The organism is Methylobacterium sp. AMS5, from assembly GCF_001542815.1.
GTDB lineage: Bacteria > Pseudomonadota > Alphaproteobacteria > Rhizobiales > Beijerinckiaceae > Methylobacterium.
Window position 1 is genome coordinate 2,386,794 of the sequence record NZ_CP006992.1, and the last position, 18,425, is coordinate 2,405,218.

Consider the following 18,425-nt stretch of genomic DNA (forward strand, 5'->3'; position numbering starts at 1 on the left):
TTTTTCTTCGACCGTCCCCGCGACGAGAGCCCTGCCGAACCCCGCCATGAGCGACCAGACCGACGCCGCCCCCGTGGCCGCCCGCGACTATTCGCGGACCCTGTTCCTGCCGAAGACCGATTTTCCGATGCGCGCGGGGCTACCCACCCGCGAGCCGCTCCTGCTGGAGCGCTGGAAAGACATCGGCCTATACGAAAAGATCCGCGCCGCCGCGAAGGGCCGCCCGCGCTTCGTGCTGCATGATGGTCCGCCCTACGCCAACGGCAACATCCATATCGGGCACGCGCTCAACAAGATCCTGAAGGACGTCGTCGTCCGCTCGCAGGGCGCGCTCGGCCGCGATGCGAACTACGTTCCCGGCTGGGACTGCCACGGCCTGCCGATCGAGTGGAAGATCGAGGAGCAGTACCGCGCCAAGGGCAAGAACAAGGACGAGGTGCCGGTGCTGGAATTCCGCCAGCAATGCCGGGCATTTGCCGCGGAGTGGCTCGACATCCAGCGTGAGGAGTTCAAGCGCCTCGGCGTCACCGGCGATTGGGATCATCCCTACTCGACCATGGCCTATCCGGCCGAGGCGCGGATCGCAGCGGAGCTGATGAAGTTCGCCGCCTCCGGCCAGCTCTACCGCGGTTCGAAGCCGGTGATGTGGTCGGTGGTGGAGAAGACCGCGCTCGCCGAGGCCGAGGTCGAGTACGAGGAGCATGTCAGCGACACGGTGTTCGTGGCATTCCCGATCCGCAACGGGGCTCCGACGGACTTGGCCGGCGCCCGCGTCGTGATCTGGACGACCACGCCCTGGACGCTGCCGGCCAACCGCGCCGTCGCCTATTCGAAGCGCGTCGCCTACGGGCTCTACCGCGTCACGCAGGCGGCCGAGGACAACTGGGCGAAGGTCGGCGATACCTATTTGCTCGCCGATGCGCTCGCCGAGGGCGTGTTCAAGGCCGCCCGCGTCGAGGCGTTCGAGCGCGTGGCCGACGTGCCCGCGGCGAGCCTTGCCGGCCTCACCCTCTCGCATCCGCTGAGCACCTTCGATTCCGGCTACGGATTCCCCGTGCCGATGCTGGAGGGCGAGCACGTCACCGACGAGGCCGGTACCGGCTTCGTCCACACGGCGCCGAGCCACGGCCGCGAGGACTTCGAGGTCTGGATGGCCAATGGCCGCCGCCTCACGGAAGCGGGCATCGATACCCGCATCCCCTACACCGTCGATGCCGACGGCCGGCTGACGGAGGAAGCGCCGGGCTTTACCGGCCGCTTCGTCTTCACCGCCAAGGGCGACAAGGGCGACGCCAACAAGGCGCTCATCGCAGCATTGACCGAAGTCGGCGCGCTGGTCGCCCGCGGGGTTCTGCGCCACCAGTACCCGCATTCCTGGCGCTCGAAGAAGCCGGTCCTGTTCCGCAACACGCCGCAATGGTTCATCGCCATGGACCGGACGGTGGATTCGCTCGGTAACCGCACCCTGCGCGAGACGGCACTCCACGCCATCGAGCAGACGCAGTGGGTGCCGCCGCAAGGAAAAAACCGCATCAACGGCATGGTCGCGGGCCGGCCCGACTGGGTGGTCTCGCGCCAGCGCGCCTGGGGCGTGCCGATCACGGTCTTCGTCGAGCGTGAGACCGGGAAGGTGCTGCGCGATGCGGCGGTGAATGCCCGCATCGCCGAAGCGTTTGCGCAGGACGGCGCGGATGCGTGGTTTGCGGACGGCGCCACCGAGCGCTTCCTCGCGCCCGATCACGATCCGGCGAACTACGAGAAGGTGACCGACGTCCTCGACGTCTGGTTCGATTCCGGCTCGACCCACGCCTTCGTGCTGGACGACGCGCAAGCCTTCCCCGGCCTCGCCGGCATCCGCCGTGCAGTGGACGGCGGCTCCGACACGGTGATGTATCTCGAAGGCTCCGACCAGCATCGCGGCTGGTTCCAGTCCTCGCTGCTCGAATCCTGCGGCACGCGGGGGCACGCACCCTACGACGTGGTGCTGACCCACGGCTTCGTCCTCGATGCCAAGGGCGAGAAGATGTCGAAGTCGCGCGGCAACGTCGTCGCGCCGCAGAACGTCATCAAGGAATCGGGCGCCGACATCCTCCGTCTCTGGGTCGCGGCGGCCGATTACTCCGACGACCTGCGCATCGGCCCGGAGATCGTCAAAACCTTTGCCGAGACTTACCGAAAGCTGCGCAATTCGCTCCGCTGGATGCTCGGCTCGCTCGCCCACCGGGTGCCCGGCGACGACGTGCCGTTCACCGCGATGCCGGAGCTGGAGCGCTTCATCCTGCATCGTCTGGCGCAGCTCGACGGCGAGATCCGCGACGCCTACGCGGCGTTCGACACCAAGCGGATCGTCGCGCTGCTCAACGGCTTCATGACCGGCGACCTCTCGGCCTTCTACTTCGATGTGCGCAAGGACGCGCTCTACTGCGATCCGATCTCCTCGGTGACGCGCCGCGCCGCGCTTCAGGTCATCGACGAGGCCTTCCGCCGGGTCGTCATCTGGCTCGCCCCCGTCCTCGCCTTCACGGCGGAGGAGGCGTGGCTCGACCGCTACCCGTCGCAGGACGGCTCGGTGCATCTCCAGACCCTGCCCGAGACGCCCGCCGAATGGCGCGACGAGGCGCTCGCCGCCCGCTGGCAGAAGATCCGCAAGGTCCGTCGCGTCGTCACCGGCGCGCTCGAGATCGAGCGCGCGGCCAAGCGCATCGGCGCCAGCCTCGAGGCGGCGCCGACCGTCTACGTGTCGGATTCCGATCTGCTCGGCGCGCTCGACGGCGTGGACTTTGCCGACACCTGCATCACCTCGGCGATCACGGTTCGCGCCGGTGAGGGCCCGACGGACGCCTTCCGCCTCGACGAGGTGAAGGGCGTGGCCGTGGTGCCCGAGCGGGCCGAGGGTATCAAATGCGCCCGCTCCTGGCGGGTCACGCCCGAGGTCGGCAGCGATCCCGACTATCCCGAGGTGACGCCGCGCGACGCCCGGGCCCTGCGGGAGTGGGACGCGGCCCATCCGGAGGCGGCGTGACCGCCTTCCGCTCCGGCCTGATCGCGGTGCTGGCCACGCTGGTCCTCGATCAGGCCTCCAAGCTCTGGCTCTATTTCGGCACCGACCTCGTGATGACGCAGCCCTGGCGGCTGGCGCCGTTCGCGGACTTCGTCGTGGTGTGGAATCGGGGCGTCTCCTACGGCCTGTTCCAGCAGGAGGGCGGGTTCGGGCGCTGGCTGCTCGTGGCCGTCTCGCTCGCCGCCGCCTTCGGCCTGTCGGTGTGGATGTATCGGGCCGGCTCGCGGCTGCTCGCGGTGGCGCTCGGCCTCATCGTCGGCGGCGCGCTCGGCAACGCCATCGACCGGGCGGCCTACGGGGCGGTGTTCGACTTCGTCCACCTGCACGCGGGAACATGGTCCTGGTACGTGTTCAACGTGGCGGATGCGGCCATCGTCGCGGGCGTGATCGGGTTGATCCTCGACAGCCTGCGGCCGACCCAGCGCTCTCCGTCCAGGGACGTCGCGGGGAACGGCGGTCGTCCCCAGGCTTGAAGCGCGGCGCATCCGTCCGCGTCAGGGTGCCATACCTTCGCCCGAAACCCGGCTCACCTCGGTTTGCGTGGGCTCGACGCGCGATTCACGATGAAACGCCGTCCGGCTGACCGTCCCGGATCAAAAGCGGGCGGGGCCGGTCCGTAGCCTTGGGGAAATCGGCATGAACGGGCGGCGCAGCGTCACGCGGGCTTTCGGATCGATCCGTCCTCTGGCTTTGAGAACGGCATTGGGCGCGGCCCTGCTGCCCGGACTCGCCGTCGGCGCGGCCCGCGCCGAGGGCGAATTCATGCGCGACACGCTGAGCAATCTCGGCCTGATCGAGCCGGACCGTCCCGCCATCACCTATCGCGAGCGCGCACCGCTCGCGATGCCGCCCAAGCTCGGCGGCCGGGAGGATCTGACCGCCGGCCTGCCCCCGCCCCGGACCCGCCAGGCCGATCCGGCCTGGCCGAAGGATCCGGAGGTGGTCCAGCGCGAGCGGGCCGCCATCGAGGCGAAGAAGCCGATCGTGCGCGGTGCGCAGGGCCGCATGAACGACAACAACGAGACGCTCTCGGTCTACGAGATGGAGGCCGGCCGCCGCGCGGGCGCCGGGGCGCTCACCGGGCCAGCGAACGCACCCGGCCAGGGCGACACCCGCGATTCGACCTGGCTCAACCCGTTCGAACTGCTCAAGGGCACGCCCGACAAGACCGAGCCGTCGCTGGTCGAGCCCGACCGCGATACGCTGACCGATCCGCCCACCGGCTATCGCAAGGCGCCGATCAAGGTCGCCAAACCGCAGGGCGGCCCTGTCGGTGGTCCGATCAGCGACCGTGAAGAGGCCGACCCGCGTGCCTATATGAGAAATTCGTCCGGGCGCTGAGAGCCGGCCTCCGCCCGGTTCCGTCGATCTCGGCGGGTCGGCGAAGGCGCCCAGCATCCGGATGGACCGTCACCGCGCGGACACGCCGCGCGGTATGGGATTTGCCACCGGCGACCGATCACGGGACAATGCCGGGATTCTTGGGACGGAAAGCGCGGAGGGCGGAAGAGCCCCCGCATAAGGAAAGTGGGATGCACCTCTACCGGAAGGCCATCGCGCCCGTGGGACCGCAGCGAGGCCTGAATCACGCCGGCCGTGTGGACGCCGCCCCGTTCGGGCGCTCCGAGGCCGGCGGCCCGGAGGTCTCCGCCTTCGTGCTCGATAACGGGCTCGACGTGGTGGTGGTGCCCGATCACCGGGCGCCGGTCGCCACGCACATGGTCTGGTACCGCAACGGCTCGGCCGACGATCCGATCGGCCAGTCCGGTATCGCCCACTTCCTCGAACACCTGATGTTCAAGGGCACCGATCGGCACCCGGCCGGCGCCTTCTCGAAGGCGGTCTCGTCGCTCGGCGGCCAGGAGAACGCCTTCACCAGCTACGACTACACCGCCTATTTCCAGCGCGTCGCCCGCGACCACCTCTCGACGATGATGGCCTTCGAGGCCGATCGGATGAGCGGCCTCGTCCTCGACGACGCCGTGGTGGCGCCCGAGCGCGACGTGGTGCTGGAGGAGCGTCGGATGCGGGTCGAGACCGATCCGTCGGCGCAGCTTTCCGAGGCGATGGCCGCCTCGCTGTTCGTGCACCATCCCTACGGCATCCCGATCATCGGCTGGATGCACGAGATCGAGGAGCTGAACCGCACCCACGCCATCGACTACTACAAGCGCTTCTACACCCCCGAGAACGCGATCCTCGTGGTGGCCGGCGACGTGACGCCGGACGAGGTGCGGCGTCTGGCCGAGGAGACCTACGGCCGTGTGACGCCGCAGGGCGCGCGGCCCCAGCGGCTGCGCCCGCGCGAGCCGGAGCCGCGGGCGATGCGCCGGATCGCGGTGGCCGACCCGAAGGTCGAGCAGCCGACCCTGCAGCGCCTCTACCTCACCCCCTCCTGCATGACGGCCCGCGACGGCGAGGGCTACGCACTCGAACTGCTCGCCGAGGTCATCGGCGGCGGCGCGACCTCGTTCCTCTACCGCAAGCTGGTGCTGGAGATGGGCGTCGCGGTGAATGCCGGCGCTTGGTACATGGGCTCGGCGATGGATGACACGCGCTTTGCCGTCTACGCCGTGCCGGCCGAGGGCGTGACCCTGGAAGCTCTGGAAGAGCATATCGATCGCGTGCTGCGCCGCGTCCCCGAGGCGCTCGGCGCGGAGGCGATCGAGCGGGCCAAGATCCGGCTCGTAGCCGAGACGGTCTATTCATCCGATTCGCAGAGTTCGCTCGCGCGGATCTATGGCTCGGCGCTCGCCATCGGCGAGACCGTCGAGGAGGTACGCCGCTGGCCGGTCGAGATCGAAGCGGTCACCCATGACCGGCTCGTCGCGGTTGCCGCCCGCTATCTCGTGCCCGCCCGCTCGGTGACCGGCTACCTTACGAAGGCGCACGACCCGGACGTGGCGATCGCCTAAGAGTGCCTCGCAAAACTCCCGGTCTCCGACCGTTCTCGTTCTGGCGATGACAGCACAACGGGAGTTTTGTGAGAGACACGAGGACGACTCTGATTCTTCGCGCCGCCCCCGGTGGCGGCGCCGTTTGCGAAAAGACGCTTTGAGGAACTCCCGATGAATCTCGCCGAGACCGGCACCCGCACCGCGACGTCGCCGACCCAGGCGTTGCCGCTCGCGGCCGCCCCCGGCATCGAGGCTTGGCACGTCGCCTCGCCGGTGGTGCCGATGATCGCGCTCTCCTTCACCTTCGAGGGCGGCGCGGCGCAGGATGCGGAGGGCAAGGCGGGCACCGCGCAGATGATGGCGCGGCTGCTCGACGAGGGCGCGGGCGACCTCGACTCGGATGCCTTCCAGGAGGCGCTCGCGGCCCGCGCGATCGAGCTGAGCTTCCACACCGGCCCCGATTCCATCGGCGGCTCGCTCAAGACGCTGCTCACGCATGCCGACGAGGCGATCCGTCTGCTGGCCCTTTCCCTGGCCGAGCCGCGCTTCGATCAGCCCGCGATCGAGCGCGTCCGGGCGCAGATGATCGCCAGCCTGCGCTACCAGCAGAACGATCCCGGTGTGCTGGCCTCCCGCCGCTACTTCCGCGAGGCCTTCCCCGGTCACGCCTACGGCCGCTCCTCGGCGGGCACCATCGAGACCCTGTCGGCGATCACCCGCGACGACCTCGTGGCCCTGCACCGCGCCGTGATCGGCCGCGGCGGCCTGAAGGTCGCGGCGGTCGGCGCCTTCGACGAGGCGACGATCACCGGCATGATCGCCCGCGCCTTCGGCGCTCTGCCCGAGGCCGGCCCGCTCAAGCCGGTGCCGCCGACCGCGATCAACGAACTCGGCCGCCGCATCGTCGTCGATCTCGATGTGCCGCAGTCGGTGATCCGCTTCGGCATGCCGGGCGTGGCGTGGCGCGACCCCGACTTCATCCCGGCCTATGTGCTGAATCACATCCTGGGCGGCGGCGCCTTCACCTCGCGCCTGTTCCAGGAAGTGCGCGAGAAGCGCGGCCTGGCCTACTCGGTCGGCACCTCGCTGACCTCGCATCGCGCGGTCGCCATGACCTGGGGCTACACCGCCACCAAGAACGAGCGCGTCGTCGAGGCGCTCGACGTGATCGGCGACGAGATCCAGCGCCTCATCACCGAAGGCCCCTCGGACGAGGAGCTGCAGAAGGCCAAGGACTACCTCACCGGTTCCTACGCGCTCGGCTTCGACACCTCGACCAAGATCGCCAACCAATTGGTGCAGATCGCCTTCGAGGGTCTCGGTATGGACTACATCGCCCGCCGCAACGACCTCGTGGCGAGCGTGACCCAGGCCGACATCCGCCGGGCCGGCGCCCGCACCCTCGGCGACGGCAAGATGCTGGTGGTCGCCGCAGGGCGGCCCACGGGACTGTAGGCGCCCTTCACCAATTCCACTCACGGCCGGGGCCGGCACGCGGAGACGCGTCGCCGGCCTTTTTCTTTTTAGGTCCAGCGGTTTGGTGTGCCCAGCGATGTCGGAATGAGCCGGGCGCCTTGGGCTGGCGCCCAAAACCCCTATCTGGTGGAGGCCGAACCCGCTCCCCGCGCGAGGCCTCAAGCGATGCAGCTCACCGGACTCCACCACGTCACCGCCATCACGGCGCAGGCGGCCGACAACCTCGCCTTCTACACCCGCGTGCTGGGGCTCCGGCTCGTGAAGAAGACCGTCAACCAGGACGACGTCTCGGCCTACCACCTGTTCTACGCCGACGGCCGCGCCTCGCCGGGCACCGACATCACCTTCTTCGATTGGCCAGCACCCGCCGAGCGGCGCGGCACCGACAGCATCTCGCGCACGCTGCTGCGCGTCGGCGGCGCGGGAAGCCTCGACTGGTGGCGCGAGCATCTCGCCCGCCAGGGCGTGAGCCACCATCCGGCGATCGAGCGGAACGGGCGTCTCACCCTCGACTTCGAGGACGGCGAGGGCCAGCGCCTCAGCCTCGTGGACGATGGCGGCGTGGGGCCGGCGCATCCCTGGGAGGGCAGCCCGGTGCCGCCCGAGCACCAGATCCGGGGCCTTGGGCCGATCCGCCTCACGGTCTCGCAGCCCGAGCGCACCGAGGCGGTGCTGACGCAGGTCCTCGGTTTCCGCCGCGCCCGGACCTTCGAACTGCCCGAGGGCGAGGTGACGGTCTTCGAGACCGGCGAGGGCGGTCCCGCCGCGGAGGTCCAGCTTCTTGAAGGTACGGGCGCACCGGCTCGCCAGGGCGCGGGCGCCGTCCACCACGTCGCCTTCCGCATCCCGGACGCCGATTACGAGGCCTGGGCCGACCGCCTCAAGCAGCGCCGCGTCCCGTCCAGCGGTCCCGTGGATCGCTACTACTTCCGCAGCCTGTATTTCCGCGAGCCGAACGGCATCCTGTTCGAGATCGCCACCGACGGGCCGGGCTTCGCCACCGACGAGCCGATGGAATCGCTCGGCGAGCGTCTTGCGCTGCCACCGTTCCTCGAACCGCGCCGGGCGGAGATCGAAGCGGGGCTGAAGCCGCTATAGGGTCAGCCCACCGCGAGGGCCGGCAGCGAATCGTGCTACGGTTGCGCTTTGGCCGTTCAAGGCGGGAGAGCGGGTCGATGCGGGGCAGGATGGCGCGACTCTGGCTTGCACTCGCGGTGGCCGTCTCTTCCTCGGCGGCGATGGCCGGAGCGGCAGCAGCCCCTTGCTATCGCTACACCGAGCGTCTGACCTTCTCAGGCACGCTGGCGATCAAGACTTATCCAGGGCCTCCGAACTACGAGAGTGTGGCCCAGGGCGACAGGCCCGAGACGGTCCTGGTGCTACTCTTGCCAAAGCCCGTCTGCATTGAGGCGAACAAGGCCGACGCGTCCGGGCTCGACGAGGCGGTATCCGGTGTCCGGGCGGTGCAACTCGCCGCCACGCGCAAGCAGCTCGGGGTTTCTTCCGGTCAAAAGGTACGCGTCTCCGGCACCGTCTTCGCAGCCCATACGGGCCATCATCACACGCCGATCGTGATGAGCGAGGTGAAGGCCGAGGAAGCTCGCTGACGGCCAATTTCTGTGTGGCTGCGATGCGCTCATGCGGGGTCAGGCATGCGCCGGATTCAAGAACAGTTCCAGGCAAAGTCACATTCCAACCGCTGTGGCAGCGCTGCGTCTTGACGCGGATGCTGCGACTGCGAGAAGAGCCCCGTTTCGACGCTTCCAGAATCGGGAAACCCGCGGCCGATGAGCAAGTACAACGAGGAGCGCGTCCTCTCCGTCCACCACTGGACCGACACGCTCTTCTCCTTCCGCACGACGCGCGATCCCTCGTTCCGCTTCCGCAACGGCGAGTTCACGATGATCGGCATCGAGGTCGAGGGCCGGCCGCTGCTGCGCGCGTACTCGGTGGTCTCGGCTAATTACGAGGAGGAACTGGAGTTCTTCTCGATCAAGGTGCCGAACGGCCCGCTCACGAGCAAGCTGCAGCACCTCAAGGTCGGCGATCCGATCATGATCGGCAAGAAGCCGACCGGCACGCTGGTGCTCGACAACCTCCTGCCCGGCAAGAACCTCTACCTGCTCGGCACCGGCACGGGGCTCGCTCCCTTCCTGTCGATCATCAAGGACCCGGAGACCTACGACCGCTTCGAGAAGGTCGTGCTCGTCCATGGCTGCCGTCAGGTGCAGGAACTGGCCTATGGCGAGACCATCACCGAGACGCTGCCTCGCCATGAGTTCCTCGGCGAGATGATCGCCAACCAGCTGATCTACTACCCGACGGTCACCCGCGAGCCGTTCCGCAACCGCGGCCGGATCACCGACCTGATGACCTCGGGCAAGCTGTTCGAGGATATCGGCCTGCCGAACATGTCGATCGAGAACGACCGCTTCATGCTCTGCGGCTCGCCGGAGATGATCAAGGACACCCGCGAGATGCTGACGGGCCTCGGCTACGAGGAAGGCAACCACGGTGAGGCGGCCCATTACGTGATCGAGAAGGCCTTCGTCGAGAAGTAGCGCCAGCGGAGCGACCGGCCCCGGTCGCTCCGACTCACGCCCTCATCCCGAGGTGCTGCGAAGCAGCCTCGAAGGGCGTTCCAGACATCGCGCGGGAACTGGGCGGTCCTTCGAGGTCCGCTGTCGCGGGCGCCTCTGGACCAGGGCGCAGGGGGGACAACGCCGTTTTCGTAACGGAGCGATCCGCACGCCATGTCCCTGCCTGCCATGTCCCTGCCCGCCCTGTTCATCGTCGGCGCCGGTACCGAGATCGGCAAGACCTACACCACCGCCGCCCTCGTCCGCCGGCTGCGCGGTCAGGGCCGGAGGGTGCGGGCTCTGAAACCGCTCGCGAGCGGCGTCCCCCCGCTCGACCACCCGGATTTCGCGGAGAGTGACACCGGGCGCCTGCTCGCGGCCCAGGGGCTCGCTGTCACGCCCGAAACGGTTGCCGCCTGCTCGCCCTGGCGCTTTGCCGCGCCGCTCGCGCCCGACCTCGCCGCCGCCCGCGAGGGGCGCAGCCTCGCGCTGCCTGAGCTTGTCGCGTGGTGCGGCGCGCGTCTGGCCGAGGCCGGTGACGGTGAGACCGTGGTGATCGAGGGCGTCGGCGGCCTGATGAGCCCGATCACCGAGGCCGCGACCGGCCTCGACTGGCTGAAATCTCAAGCGATTCCGGCGCTGCTCGTGTCCGGCAGCTATCTCGGCGCGATCAGCCACGCGCTGACGGCGGTCGAGACGCTGCGGGCGCACGCCATCGCGCTCGCCGGAATCGTGGTCAGCGAGAGCGAGGGCGCGCCGGTCCCGGTCGAGACGGTGGCCGGCCAGATCGCGCGGCACGCGCGCGTGCCGGTCGGCTGCCTATGCCGGGGAGGGGATTTTCCGGAAAACCTTCGCGGGGTTGTCTGAGGCCGTTACCGGCCGGAGCCGCTGCGCTCCTTCGGCGCCTTCGGCTCGCGGGATTCCTGGATCTCCTCGGCCTTCTCCTCGTCTGTGTCGCTGCTGCGCTTGATCGTGTCGTCGGGCTTGGCGGCCAGATCCTTCACGATGGCGACGAGGCGCTTGCACTCGTCCGGGAAGCCGTAGGATTCGAGGACGATCGCGGCGTCGCGCAGGGTGCGCAGGTCGCGCACGATCTGGGCGTTCTTGGTTTCCTGAAGCTCTTTCTTCGCCGCGATCGTCGGTTCGAGCCCGGTATCCTCGACATTGCATTCGGCTCGGGCGGCCGGCATCGCGGCGAGCATCAGGAAGGCGCAGGCGATCAGGCGACGCATGGTCACGTCTCGTATGGGTTGAGGGCGGGGAAACTCAGCCGCGGTGGCGCAGCAGGTCGTTAGTCACGGCCACGAGCTGAGCGGCGCGGTAGGGCTTGGGCATGAACACCGATTCGTTCACGGCCTCGGCGGCGGAGAGGCCGTCGCGGCCGCCTGAGGTGTAGACCACCGGCAGGCGCGGCAGGCTGCGCCGGGCGCTGCGGGCGAGGGCGATGCCGTTCGTGTTGCGGGCCAGATCGATATCGGTGAAGAGCAAGTCCACATGCTCGCTCGACAGGATCGCCTCCGCCTCCTCCGCATCGGCGGCGGTCAGCACCCGGTAGCCTTCGTCGAGTAGCGCCTCGACGGCCAGCTCGCAGACGAAGGACTCGTCCTCGACCACGAGGATCGTGTCGGCGTGGCGCGCCAGGGAGAAAGGCGGCAGGGCAGCGGGGATGCAGGCGAAGGGGATCATGGCAGAACTCCAACTCACCCGTGCTCGGACAACAGCCGAGCTTGCGGATCGCCGGACCAACGGGGCCGTGAAGGGCCTCGTTCACCGTGATTGCTTCGATTTGCGCGCATTTGGTAACCGATCGGTTAACCTTGACGGTACGGTGCAGGAACTGTTTTCAGTCGCGCCTGACGCGGTGGCACGCCTAACCCTTTGTCGGATGAGGCCGTCTTTCGCCCCCGCGCCCGCCTGCTTTTCGAAGGGCGCCTTAACGATCGTGCCTGCCCCGTGACCCGACCCTTCCAGATCGGCTTCGGCATCGTGCTCACGGCGCTCGCCGGATTCGTGGACGCGCTCGGCTTCATCCGGCTCGGCGGCCTCTACACCTCGCTCATGAGCGGGAACACGACGCAGCTTGCCGTCTCGCTGGGCCATGGCGAGCCGCTCGGCGCCGTGCTGCCGGCGCTGCTGATCGGCGCCTTCCTCGTCGGCGCGGTCTCGGGGGGCGCCATCGCCGCCCTGTGCCCGCCGCGCTGGGTCACGCCCGCGGTGCTCGGCCTGGAAGCCGTCGCCCTGACCGCGGCGGTCGCCCTGGCCGCCGAGCACGCCCATGTCGGCGTGGCCTCGCTGTTCCTGGCGCTCGCCATGGGCGGGCAGAACGCGGTGCTCGCCCATGTTCAGGGCTTTCGCGCCGGTACCACCTTCGTCACGGGCGCGCTGTTCGCGTTCGGGCAGAAGGCGGCGCTGGCGCTTGCCGGGAGGGGACCGCGGCTGGGCTGGGTCGGCGACGGCTCGGTCTGGCTCTCGCTCCTCGTCGGGGCGGTTGCGGGCACGCTCGCCCATTCGCATCTCGGAATCGCAGCCCTGGCGATTCCCGCCGGCGTGGCGGCCGGGCTATGCCTTGCCGCGACCCTGTTCACTCTGGCGTACCGGCGCTCGCCGGTGGCGCTGACCAAGATCTGAAGGAAGACCCCTCCGGCATGAGCGCCTCCGCTCCCTCCCTTACCGACCACGTCGCGGATATCGCGGCCGGCGCCCACGTCACCGCCGCTCACTGGCTCAAGGGGACATTGGCGCTGGCGCTCGCCGATGGCGGTGTGCTGCTGGCCCGCGACGGTGCGACCGAGACCGTTCCCGCCCACCCGGACAGCAGCATCCTCGTGGCGGCCAGCGACGGCGCCCGGCTCGTGAGCGGGGGCGACGACGGCCGCGTGGTCGCGACGGGGGCGGACGGCCGGTCGAGCGAGCTGGCGCAGGCCAAGGGCGGCGGCTGGATCGACGCGCTGGCGCTTCACGGCGACGGCTCGTTCGCCTTCGCCTCGGGACGTGCGGTCACCGCCCGCGACGCCAAGGGCCGCGAAAAGACCTTCACGGCGCCCACCACGGGCCGCGGCCTCGCCTTCGCGCCGAAGGGCTACCGGCTGGCGGTGGCCCACTACAACGGCGTCAGCCTCTGGTATCCGAACCTTGAGACGCCGCCCGAATTCATCGAGTGGAAGGGCTCGCATCTCGACGTGACGTGGTCGCCCGACGGCCGCTTCGTCGTCTCGACCATGCAGGAGAACGCACTGCATGGCTGGCGCCTCCAGCCCGATCGCGGCCACATGCGGATGTCGGGCTATCCCGCCAAGGTGCGTTCGCTCTCGTGGTCGGCGGATGGCAAGTGGCTCGCCACCAGCGGCGCCGAGGCGGCCATCGTCTGGCCGTTCGACTCGAAGGAGGGCCCCACCGGCAAGGCGCCGCGGGAATGCGGCGTGCGGCCGGCGCGGGTCTCGCAGGTCGCCTTCCACCCGAAGGCGCCGGTTCTGGCGATCGGCTACGAGGATGGCTGCCTGCTGCTGGTGCGCTTCTCCGACGCCTCGGAGCTGCTGGTGCGCCCGGCGGTGAAGGGCAGCGCGATCTCGGCCCTCGCCTGGGACCCGGCCGGCGCCCGCCTCGCCTTCGGCTGCGCCGACGGGCAGGCCGGCCTGCTCACCCTGCCGGCCTGACGCCCGCGCCGTGGCCCTGTTCGGACGCGCTCCGAAGCCGGACGCCGCCGCCCGGCGGCGGGTGGAGGCGTGGCTGCGGAAGGCGGGCGGCTACGGCCCGGAGACGGCGATGAGCGTGAGCGAGATCGTCTGCACCGATCCGGCCTGTCCCGGCACCGAGACCGTGGTCCTGCTGTTCCCGCCCGGCGAGAAGACGCGGGCGGTGAAGATCGCCGGGGCGCTCGACGCCCTGAGCGAGGCGGATGTGGCGGCCGCCCTCGGCCAAGATTGAACCGCGACCCTCCCCGGCGCCGCGGATTGCCCTACAAACCGAGTGGCCCCCGCGAAGGAAGTTTTGATGTTCCGTGTCGTCCGAACGCTCGGCCTTGCCTTCGGACTGCTCGCGGCGGTCATCGCCGCGCAGGCGCCGGAATTCGCCCAGCAATACACCCAGCGCCTCGGCGGGGCCCTGGACGAGCTGCGCCGCTCTATCGCCTCCCTCGATGCCGACGCCCAGGCCACGGGCCGCAGCCGGGACGAGGCGCTGGCGCTGCTGCGGACCAACCCGGACGCCTTCATCGCCCGGCGCGGCGAATCGGCCCGGAGCGATGTCGAGCGGCTGAAGCGGCTGGAGGCGCAGAAGCTCGCCCTCGACACGGCGGCGAGCCCGCTCGGACGCCTCAGCGTGATGGCCCGTGATCCCGACATGAGCATCGCCCGCGCCGCCTATCGCGACTATCAGCCGGCGGTGCCGACCACGGCGGACGGCCTCGTCGCCGGGCTGCTCGGCTTCCTCGCCGCCTGGGGCGGCTGGCGCGTCACCAGCGATGTCGGCCGCCACCTCGCCCGCCGTCGGCGGCGCCCGCGGCCGCAAACCACGCCGGTTTGAGGCAAATCGCGCGCTGATCCCGAGGCTCCTGCTTCGGCCCTGCTTCTTGCATCATCTTTTTCTCAAAAGCCGCCAACCACCTTTCGGGATGATGCTCTGGGTGTTGCAGCGCCTCTACAGCCCGGCCCACCCGCCTGCACTAGGTGTAGGCTAAGCGCCCGCACTCCGCAGGGGCGCCGGATCCGGTCCTCCCTGATCATGCCGCGTCCCCCGACCACGACCGTCGATCCCGCCCTCGACGCGGCGGCCCTGCTGCGCCGTATCGGCTTCTTCGGCCTGTTCGTGGTGCTGCCGGTGGCCGCGCAGGTCTCGCGCCGCGCCACCGTGGTGCTGGCGCCCATCGCCGTCGTCCTGTTGATCACCGCGAGCGCCATCGACCAGCATCAGCGTGCCATCGGTCCGGCCCTGAAACGGCTGCTGACCGCGCCGTCCTTCCTGGCCGGCATGCTGGTGCTGTTCTGGTCGGCGCTGTCGCTGGTCTGGACACCGTTTCCCGCGCCCGCGAGCGAGCGGCTGGCCAACCTCGTCGCCATCGTCGTGATGACGCTTCTGGCCTATCTCGCGCTCCCTGACCGGATGCGCTCGGCCAACCTCTACCTGCTGCCGCTGGGCGTCGGCGCGGCGGCCATCGTCGCGATTCTGATCAACCTCGTCGGCGACGCGATGCTCAAGGACAACCCGGACGGCGACAGCGCCCTGGAGCGCGGCGCGGTGCTGCTGGCGCTGCTGGCCTGGCCCGCCGTGGCGTGGCTGCGCTCGCGCCGCCGCGACATGGGCTCGCTCGTCGTGGTCGTGCTGGTCGCAGGCGCGCTGCTGCTGGCGCCGGGCGTGACGGCGCTGTTCGCGCTGGCGATCGGGGCGCTCGCCTTCGCGCTGACGCATTGGCGCCTGTCGCTCGGCGTGCGCGTCACCGCGCTCACCGCTGCCGGCCTGCTGGTGGTCGCGCCGCTGCTGCCGTTCCTCGCGCGCCCCATCGGTGTCGCCCTGTTCGGGCCCGTCGCGCCCGGCGTGCTGGCGCTCAAGGCGTGGCAGAAGGTCGTCACCCTGGAGCCGGTGCGCCTCGTCACCGGCCACGGCCTCGAGACGGCCCTGCGCGGAAAGATCTTCGGCATCCTTCCGATCAATGCGCCGACCACGATGCTGTTCGAGTTCTGGTACGAACTCGGCGTCGTCGGCGCCTTCGCCGCGGCCTTCGCCCTCTACGGCGCGATTCACCGCGCGGGCCGCGACGCCACGGTGCTGGCGCCCTGCGCCATGGCGGCCTTCGCCACCGCGTTTGCCATCGGCTGCGTCGGCGTCGGCCTCACCACGATCTGGTGGCTCACCACGCTCGCGCTGGCGATCCTCACCTTCGTGGCGATCGAGCGCGGGCAGTTCCGCTCCCGGCGGCCCAAGGTCGGGCTGATCCCGCGCCTGCCCGCGCGGGGCTGAAGCCTCAGGCGTCCGACGTCTCGGTCGCGTCCGCCGCCGCTTCGATACCAGCCATGTCGTCGTCGGAGAGGCCGAAATGGTGGCCGATCTCGTGGACGAGGACGTGGGTGACGAGGTGCCCCAGCGTCTCGTCGTGCTCGGCCCAGTAATCGAGCAGCGGCCGGCGATAGAGCCAGACCGCGTTGGGCATCTGCCCCGTGGCGACCTCGCCCGCCTGCGCCAGCCCGATGCCGCGGAACAGGCCGAGCAGGTCGAACGCCGACTCGCAACCCATCTCGGTCAGGGTCTCGTCGTCGGGGAAGTCGTCGACGTGGATGCGCACGCCCGCGCAGCGCGCCCGGAATTCCTCCGGCAGGCCGGCGAAGGCGGCCTCGGCCAGCGCCTCGATCTCGGCCAGACTCGGGGCCTTGATCGCGGCCCAGTGGCCCGCGGGTGCATCGCTCACGGCGCGGCGGGCTCGGGTGGGACGACCGGCAGGACGCAGCGCACGAGGAAGGCCGCCAGATCGCTGGTGATGTGGTCGATATGCGGTTCCTGCACCGCTTCCTGCTCGAAGAGTTCGCGGAACGGATCGGGCGTCGGCGGCACCACCAGAACCGTCGCCATGCCGAGGTCGTGCGGCACCACGAGGTTGCGGGCGATATCCTCGAACAGGGCCGAGCGACGGGGATCGACCCCGTGGCGCAGAAGGAAGCGCTCGTAGGTGCCGCGGTCGGGCTTGGGGATGAAGTCGGCGTCGGCGATGTCGAACACGTCCTCGAAATGGTCGAGGATGCCGAGCTTGTCCGCGACCCGTTCCGCGTGGCGGCGCGAGCCGTTGGTGAGGATCAGCTTGCGCCCCGGCAGATGCTCGATCGCCGTGCCGAGCGCTTCGTCGAGCTTGATCGTCGAGTGGTCGATGTCGTGGGCGAAGTCGAGGAAGTCGTGCGGATCGACCCCTTCCTCCACCATCAGCGCCTTCAGGGTGGTGCCGTAGCGGTGGTAGAAATGCTTCTGAAGGGCGCGCGCCGACATCGCGTCGAGCCCGTAGAGCCGCATGACGTAGAGCGTGATCCGCTCGTCCACCTGCGGCCAGACCCGCGCGTCGCTCGGGTAGAGCGTGTTGTCGAGATCGAACACCCAGGTATCGACGTGGGAGAACCCGCGGGCGTCGGAGGTGGTGAAGTGGCTCTCGCCGGGAAGGAGCAAGGGGAAGGTTACGCTTGAAAGGAGAAACGGGACGGGGATGCCCGTCCCGTATGTAGGGAGTTGCAAGCCGCTGGGAAGCGCTGCCGTCAGGTGCGCCGGATCAGGGTGCCCGCACCGAAATCGGTGAACAGCTCGAGCAGCGCCGCGTGCGGGACCTTGCCGTTGAGGATGACCACCGCCTCGACGCCCTGTTCGAGGGCGTAGATGCAGGTCTCGACCTTCGGGATCATGCCGCCGGTGATGGTGCCGTCGGCGATCAGGCGGCGGCAATCCTCGATCGTGAGCTCCTGGATCAGGTTCTTGTCCTTGTCGAGCACGCCGGGCACGTCGGTGAGCAGCAGGAGACGCTTGGCCCGCAGCGCCCCGGCGATGGCGCCGGCGAAGGTGTCGGCATTGACGTTGTAGGTCTTGCCGTCCTCGCCGTAGGCCACGGGGGCGAGGACCGGGATCAGCTCGGCCTTCAGCACCGCATCGAGCACGCCGCGCTCGACATGCTCCGGCTCGCCGACGAGGCCGAGGTCGATCGCCTGCTCGATGTTGCTGTCCGGGTCCTTGACCGTCCGCATCGCCCGCTTGGCGCGGACCATGTTGCCGTCCTTGCCGCACAGGCCGATGGCCCGGCCGCCCTCGGCGGCGATCCAGCCGACGATCTGCTTGTTGATCGAGCCGGCCAGAACCATCTCGACCACCTCGACGGTCGCCTCGTCGGTGACGCGCAACCCGCCGCGGAACTCCGATTCGATGCCGAGCCGGGCCAGCATCTTGCCGATCTGCGGCCCGCCGCCGTGCACGACGATCGGCTTCAGGCCGGATTGCTCCAGCAGCACGATATCCTCGGCGAAGTCCTCCGCCGCCGCCGGGTCGCCCATGGCGTGGCCGCCGTACTTGATGACGACGATCTCCTGATCGTAGCGCTGCATGTGCGGCAGCGCCTGGGTCAGGATCTCGGCGCGCACATGCACGTTCGGCAGCGGATCGGTCATCGCGGTCGTCCTGGCTCTCTCTCGAGGCGGAGGCGGATTCGGCAGGGCTTCTAGCGCAGGCTTCGTGCCGAGCGAAGAGTCCGCGTGCTCGCGATCCCGCGATGCGTGCCAAGCGAAGAGCGTTGTCAGGGTAGCCGATCGGCGCCGACACGTCGGACTCCGGTGGCCACCCCATCGAACGATGCTTGAGGCTCTTGTTTTCGCATCATCTTTTTTCCGAAAGCCGGCAACCACCTTTCGGGACGATTCTCTGGCGACGCTTCGTCTCGCTCGCAGAACTCCCGCCGCG

At 69.5% G+C, this 18,425-nt stretch carries 19 protein-coding genes; 14 read left to right on the plus strand and 5 right to left on the minus strand.

Annotated elements, in window-relative coordinates; translation table 11 throughout:
* Positions 1–46: 46 nt before the first annotated feature.
* The 9 genes from ileS to bioD all read left to right on the plus strand — a co-directional run bounded on the left by ileS (position 47) and on the right by bioD (position 10,880).
* A complete protein-coding gene (ileS, locus tag Y590_RS10785; RefSeq protein WP_060769833.1) occupies positions 47–3,022 on the plus strand; it encodes an isoleucine--tRNA ligase in 2,976 nt (991 codons plus the stop codon).
* Positions 3,019–3,534, plus strand: a complete 516-nt coding sequence (lspA, locus tag Y590_RS10790) for a signal peptidase II (protein ID WP_060769834.1) — start codon at positions 3,019–3,021, stop codon at positions 3,532–3,534. The genes ileS and lspA overlap by 4 nt, the downstream gene beginning before the upstream one ends.
* Positions 3,535–3,697: 163 nt before the next feature.
* The gene (locus Y590_RS10795; RefSeq protein WP_060769835.1) at positions 3,698–4,402 is read left to right on the plus strand and encodes a hypothetical protein; all 705 of its coding nucleotides are present in this window, start codon (positions 3,698–3,700) and stop codon (positions 4,400–4,402) included.
* A 191-nt stretch (positions 4,403–4,593) separates the two neighbouring features.
* Entirely contained in the window at positions 4,594–5,976 is a 1,383-nt protein-coding gene (locus tag Y590_RS10800) for a M16 family metallopeptidase (RefSeq protein WP_060769836.1), read from the plus strand.
* Between the two features lie 153 nt (positions 5,977–6,129).
* Entirely contained in the window at positions 6,130–7,413 is a 1,284-nt protein-coding gene (locus Y590_RS10805) for a M16 family metallopeptidase (protein WP_060769837.1), read from the plus strand.
* A gap of 186 nt (positions 7,414–7,599) precedes the next feature.
* Positions 7,600–8,532 carry a ring-cleaving dioxygenase gene (locus Y590_RS10810; RefSeq protein WP_060769838.1) on the plus strand — a complete coding sequence of 311 codons (933 nt, stop codon included), beginning with the start codon at positions 7,600–7,602 and terminating at the stop codon, positions 8,530–8,532.
* A 77-nt stretch (positions 8,533–8,609) separates the two neighbouring features.
* Positions 8,610–9,041, plus strand: a complete 432-nt coding sequence (locus Y590_RS10815) for a DUF4431 domain-containing protein (RefSeq protein WP_083530836.1) — start codon at positions 8,610–8,612, stop codon at positions 9,039–9,041.
* Positions 9,042–9,221: 180 nt separating this feature from the next.
* A complete protein-coding gene (locus Y590_RS10820; protein WP_060769840.1) occupies positions 9,222–9,995 on the plus strand; it encodes a ferredoxin--NADP reductase in 774 nt (257 codons plus the stop codon).
* Between the two features lie 207 nt (positions 9,996–10,202).
* A complete protein-coding gene (gene bioD / locus Y590_RS10825) occupies positions 10,203–10,880 on the plus strand; it encodes a dethiobiotin synthase (RefSeq protein ID WP_060769841.1) in 678 nt (225 codons plus the stop codon).
* Between the two features lie 5 nt (positions 10,881–10,885).
* On the opposite strand, the gene Y590_RS10830 is transcribed toward bioD, so the two are convergent.
* Positions 10,886–11,245, minus strand: a complete 360-nt coding sequence (locus Y590_RS10830; protein WP_060769842.1) for a hypothetical protein — start codon at positions 11,243–11,245, stop codon at positions 10,886–10,888.
* 34 nt (positions 11,246–11,279) lie between these two features.
* Positions 11,280–11,699, minus strand: a complete 420-nt coding sequence (locus Y590_RS10835) for a response regulator (protein ID WP_060769843.1) — start codon at positions 11,697–11,699, stop codon at positions 11,280–11,282.
* A gap of 267 nt (positions 11,700–11,966) precedes the next feature.
* Between Y590_RS10835 and Y590_RS10840 the strand changes: the two genes are divergently transcribed.
* The 5 genes from Y590_RS10840 to Y590_RS10860 all read left to right on the plus strand — a co-directional run bounded on the left by Y590_RS10840 (position 11,967) and on the right by Y590_RS10860 (position 15,965).
* Entirely contained in the window at positions 11,967–12,641 is a 675-nt protein-coding gene (locus Y590_RS10840) for a YoaK family protein (protein ID WP_060769844.1), read from the plus strand.
* A 17-nt stretch (positions 12,642–12,658) separates the two neighbouring features.
* Entirely contained in the window at positions 12,659–13,666 is a 1,008-nt protein-coding gene (locus Y590_RS10845; RefSeq protein WP_060769845.1) for a WD40 repeat domain-containing protein, read from the plus strand.
* 10 nt (positions 13,667–13,676) lie between these two features.
* A complete protein-coding gene (locus Y590_RS10850) occupies positions 13,677–13,937 on the plus strand; it encodes a hypothetical protein (RefSeq protein WP_060769846.1) in 261 nt (86 codons plus the stop codon).
* A 66-nt stretch (positions 13,938–14,003) separates the two neighbouring features.
* Positions 14,004–14,534, plus strand: coding sequence for a DUF2937 family protein (locus Y590_RS10855; protein ID WP_060769847.1), 531 nt, complete (start codon positions 14,004–14,006; stop codon positions 14,532–14,534).
* Positions 14,535–14,732: 198 nt separating this feature from the next.
* Entirely contained in the window at positions 14,733–15,965 is a 1,233-nt protein-coding gene (locus Y590_RS10860; protein WP_060769848.1) for a hypothetical protein, read from the plus strand.
* A 4-nt stretch (positions 15,966–15,969) separates the two neighbouring features.
* On the opposite strand, the gene Y590_RS10865 is transcribed toward Y590_RS10860, so the two are convergent.
* The 3 genes from Y590_RS10865 to argB all read right to left on the minus strand — a co-directional run bounded on the left by Y590_RS10865 (position 15,970) and on the right by argB (position 18,136).
* Positions 15,970–16,410, minus strand: a complete 441-nt coding sequence (locus Y590_RS10865; protein ID WP_060769849.1) for a metallopeptidase family protein — start codon at positions 16,408–16,410, stop codon at positions 15,970–15,972.
* Entirely contained in the window at positions 16,407–17,153 is a 747-nt protein-coding gene (locus Y590_RS10870) for a pyrimidine 5'-nucleotidase (RefSeq protein WP_060769850.1), read from the minus strand. Before Y590_RS10870 ends, Y590_RS10865 begins: the two co-directional genes overlap by 4 nt.
* 86 nt (positions 17,154–17,239) lie before the next feature.
* Positions 17,240–18,136, minus strand: a complete 897-nt coding sequence (gene argB, locus Y590_RS10875) for an acetylglutamate kinase (RefSeq protein ID WP_060769851.1) — start codon at positions 18,134–18,136, stop codon at positions 17,240–17,242.
* Positions 18,137–18,425: the final 289 nt, after the last annotated feature.

Excerpts from the sequence above, each read along its gene's own strand:
- ileS (WP_060769833.1), top strand. The coding sequence starts at position 47 with ATGAGCGACCAGACCGACGCCGCCCCCGTGGCCGCCCGCGACTATTCG.
- Y590_RS10795 (WP_060769835.1), top strand. The coding sequence starts at position 3,698 with ATGAACGGGCGGCGCAGCGTCACGCGGGCTTTCGGATCGATCCGTCCT.
- Y590_RS10800 (WP_060769836.1), top strand. The coding sequence starts at position 4,594 with ATGCACCTCTACCGGAAGGCCATCGCGCCCGTGGGACCGCAGCGAGGC.
- Y590_RS10805 (WP_060769837.1), top strand. The coding sequence starts at position 6,130 with ATGAATCTCGCCGAGACCGGCACCCGCACCGCGACGTCGCCGACCCAG.
- Y590_RS10810 (WP_060769838.1), top strand. The coding sequence starts at position 7,600 with ATGCAGCTCACCGGACTCCACCACGTCACCGCCATCACGGCGCAGGCG.
- Y590_RS10815 (WP_083530836.1), top strand. The coding sequence starts at position 8,610 with ATGCGGGGCAGGATGGCGCGACTCTGGCTTGCACTCGCGGTGGCCGTC.
- Y590_RS10820 (WP_060769840.1), top strand. The coding sequence starts at position 9,222 with ATGAGCAAGTACAACGAGGAGCGCGTCCTCTCCGTCCACCACTGGACC.
- bioD (WP_060769841.1), top strand. The coding sequence starts at position 10,203 with ATGTCCCTGCCCGCCCTGTTCATCGTCGGCGCCGGTACCGAGATCGGC.
- Y590_RS10830 (WP_060769842.1), bottom strand. The coding sequence starts at position 11,245 with ATGCGTCGCCTGATCGCCTGCGCCTTCCTGATGCTCGCCGCGATGCCG.
- Y590_RS10835 (WP_060769843.1), bottom strand. The coding sequence starts at position 11,699 with ATGATCCCCTTCGCCTGCATCCCCGCTGCCCTGCCGCCTTTCTCCCTG.
- Y590_RS10845 (WP_060769845.1), top strand. The coding sequence starts at position 12,659 with ATGAGCGCCTCCGCTCCCTCCCTTACCGACCACGTCGCGGATATCGCG.
- Y590_RS10855 (WP_060769847.1), top strand. The coding sequence starts at position 14,004 with ATGTTCCGTGTCGTCCGAACGCTCGGCCTTGCCTTCGGACTGCTCGCG.
- Y590_RS10860 (WP_060769848.1), top strand. The coding sequence starts at position 14,733 with ATGCCGCGTCCCCCGACCACGACCGTCGATCCCGCCCTCGACGCGGCG.
- argB (WP_060769851.1), bottom strand. The coding sequence starts at position 18,136 with ATGACCGATCCGCTGCCGAACGTGCATGTGCGCGCCGAGATCCTGACC.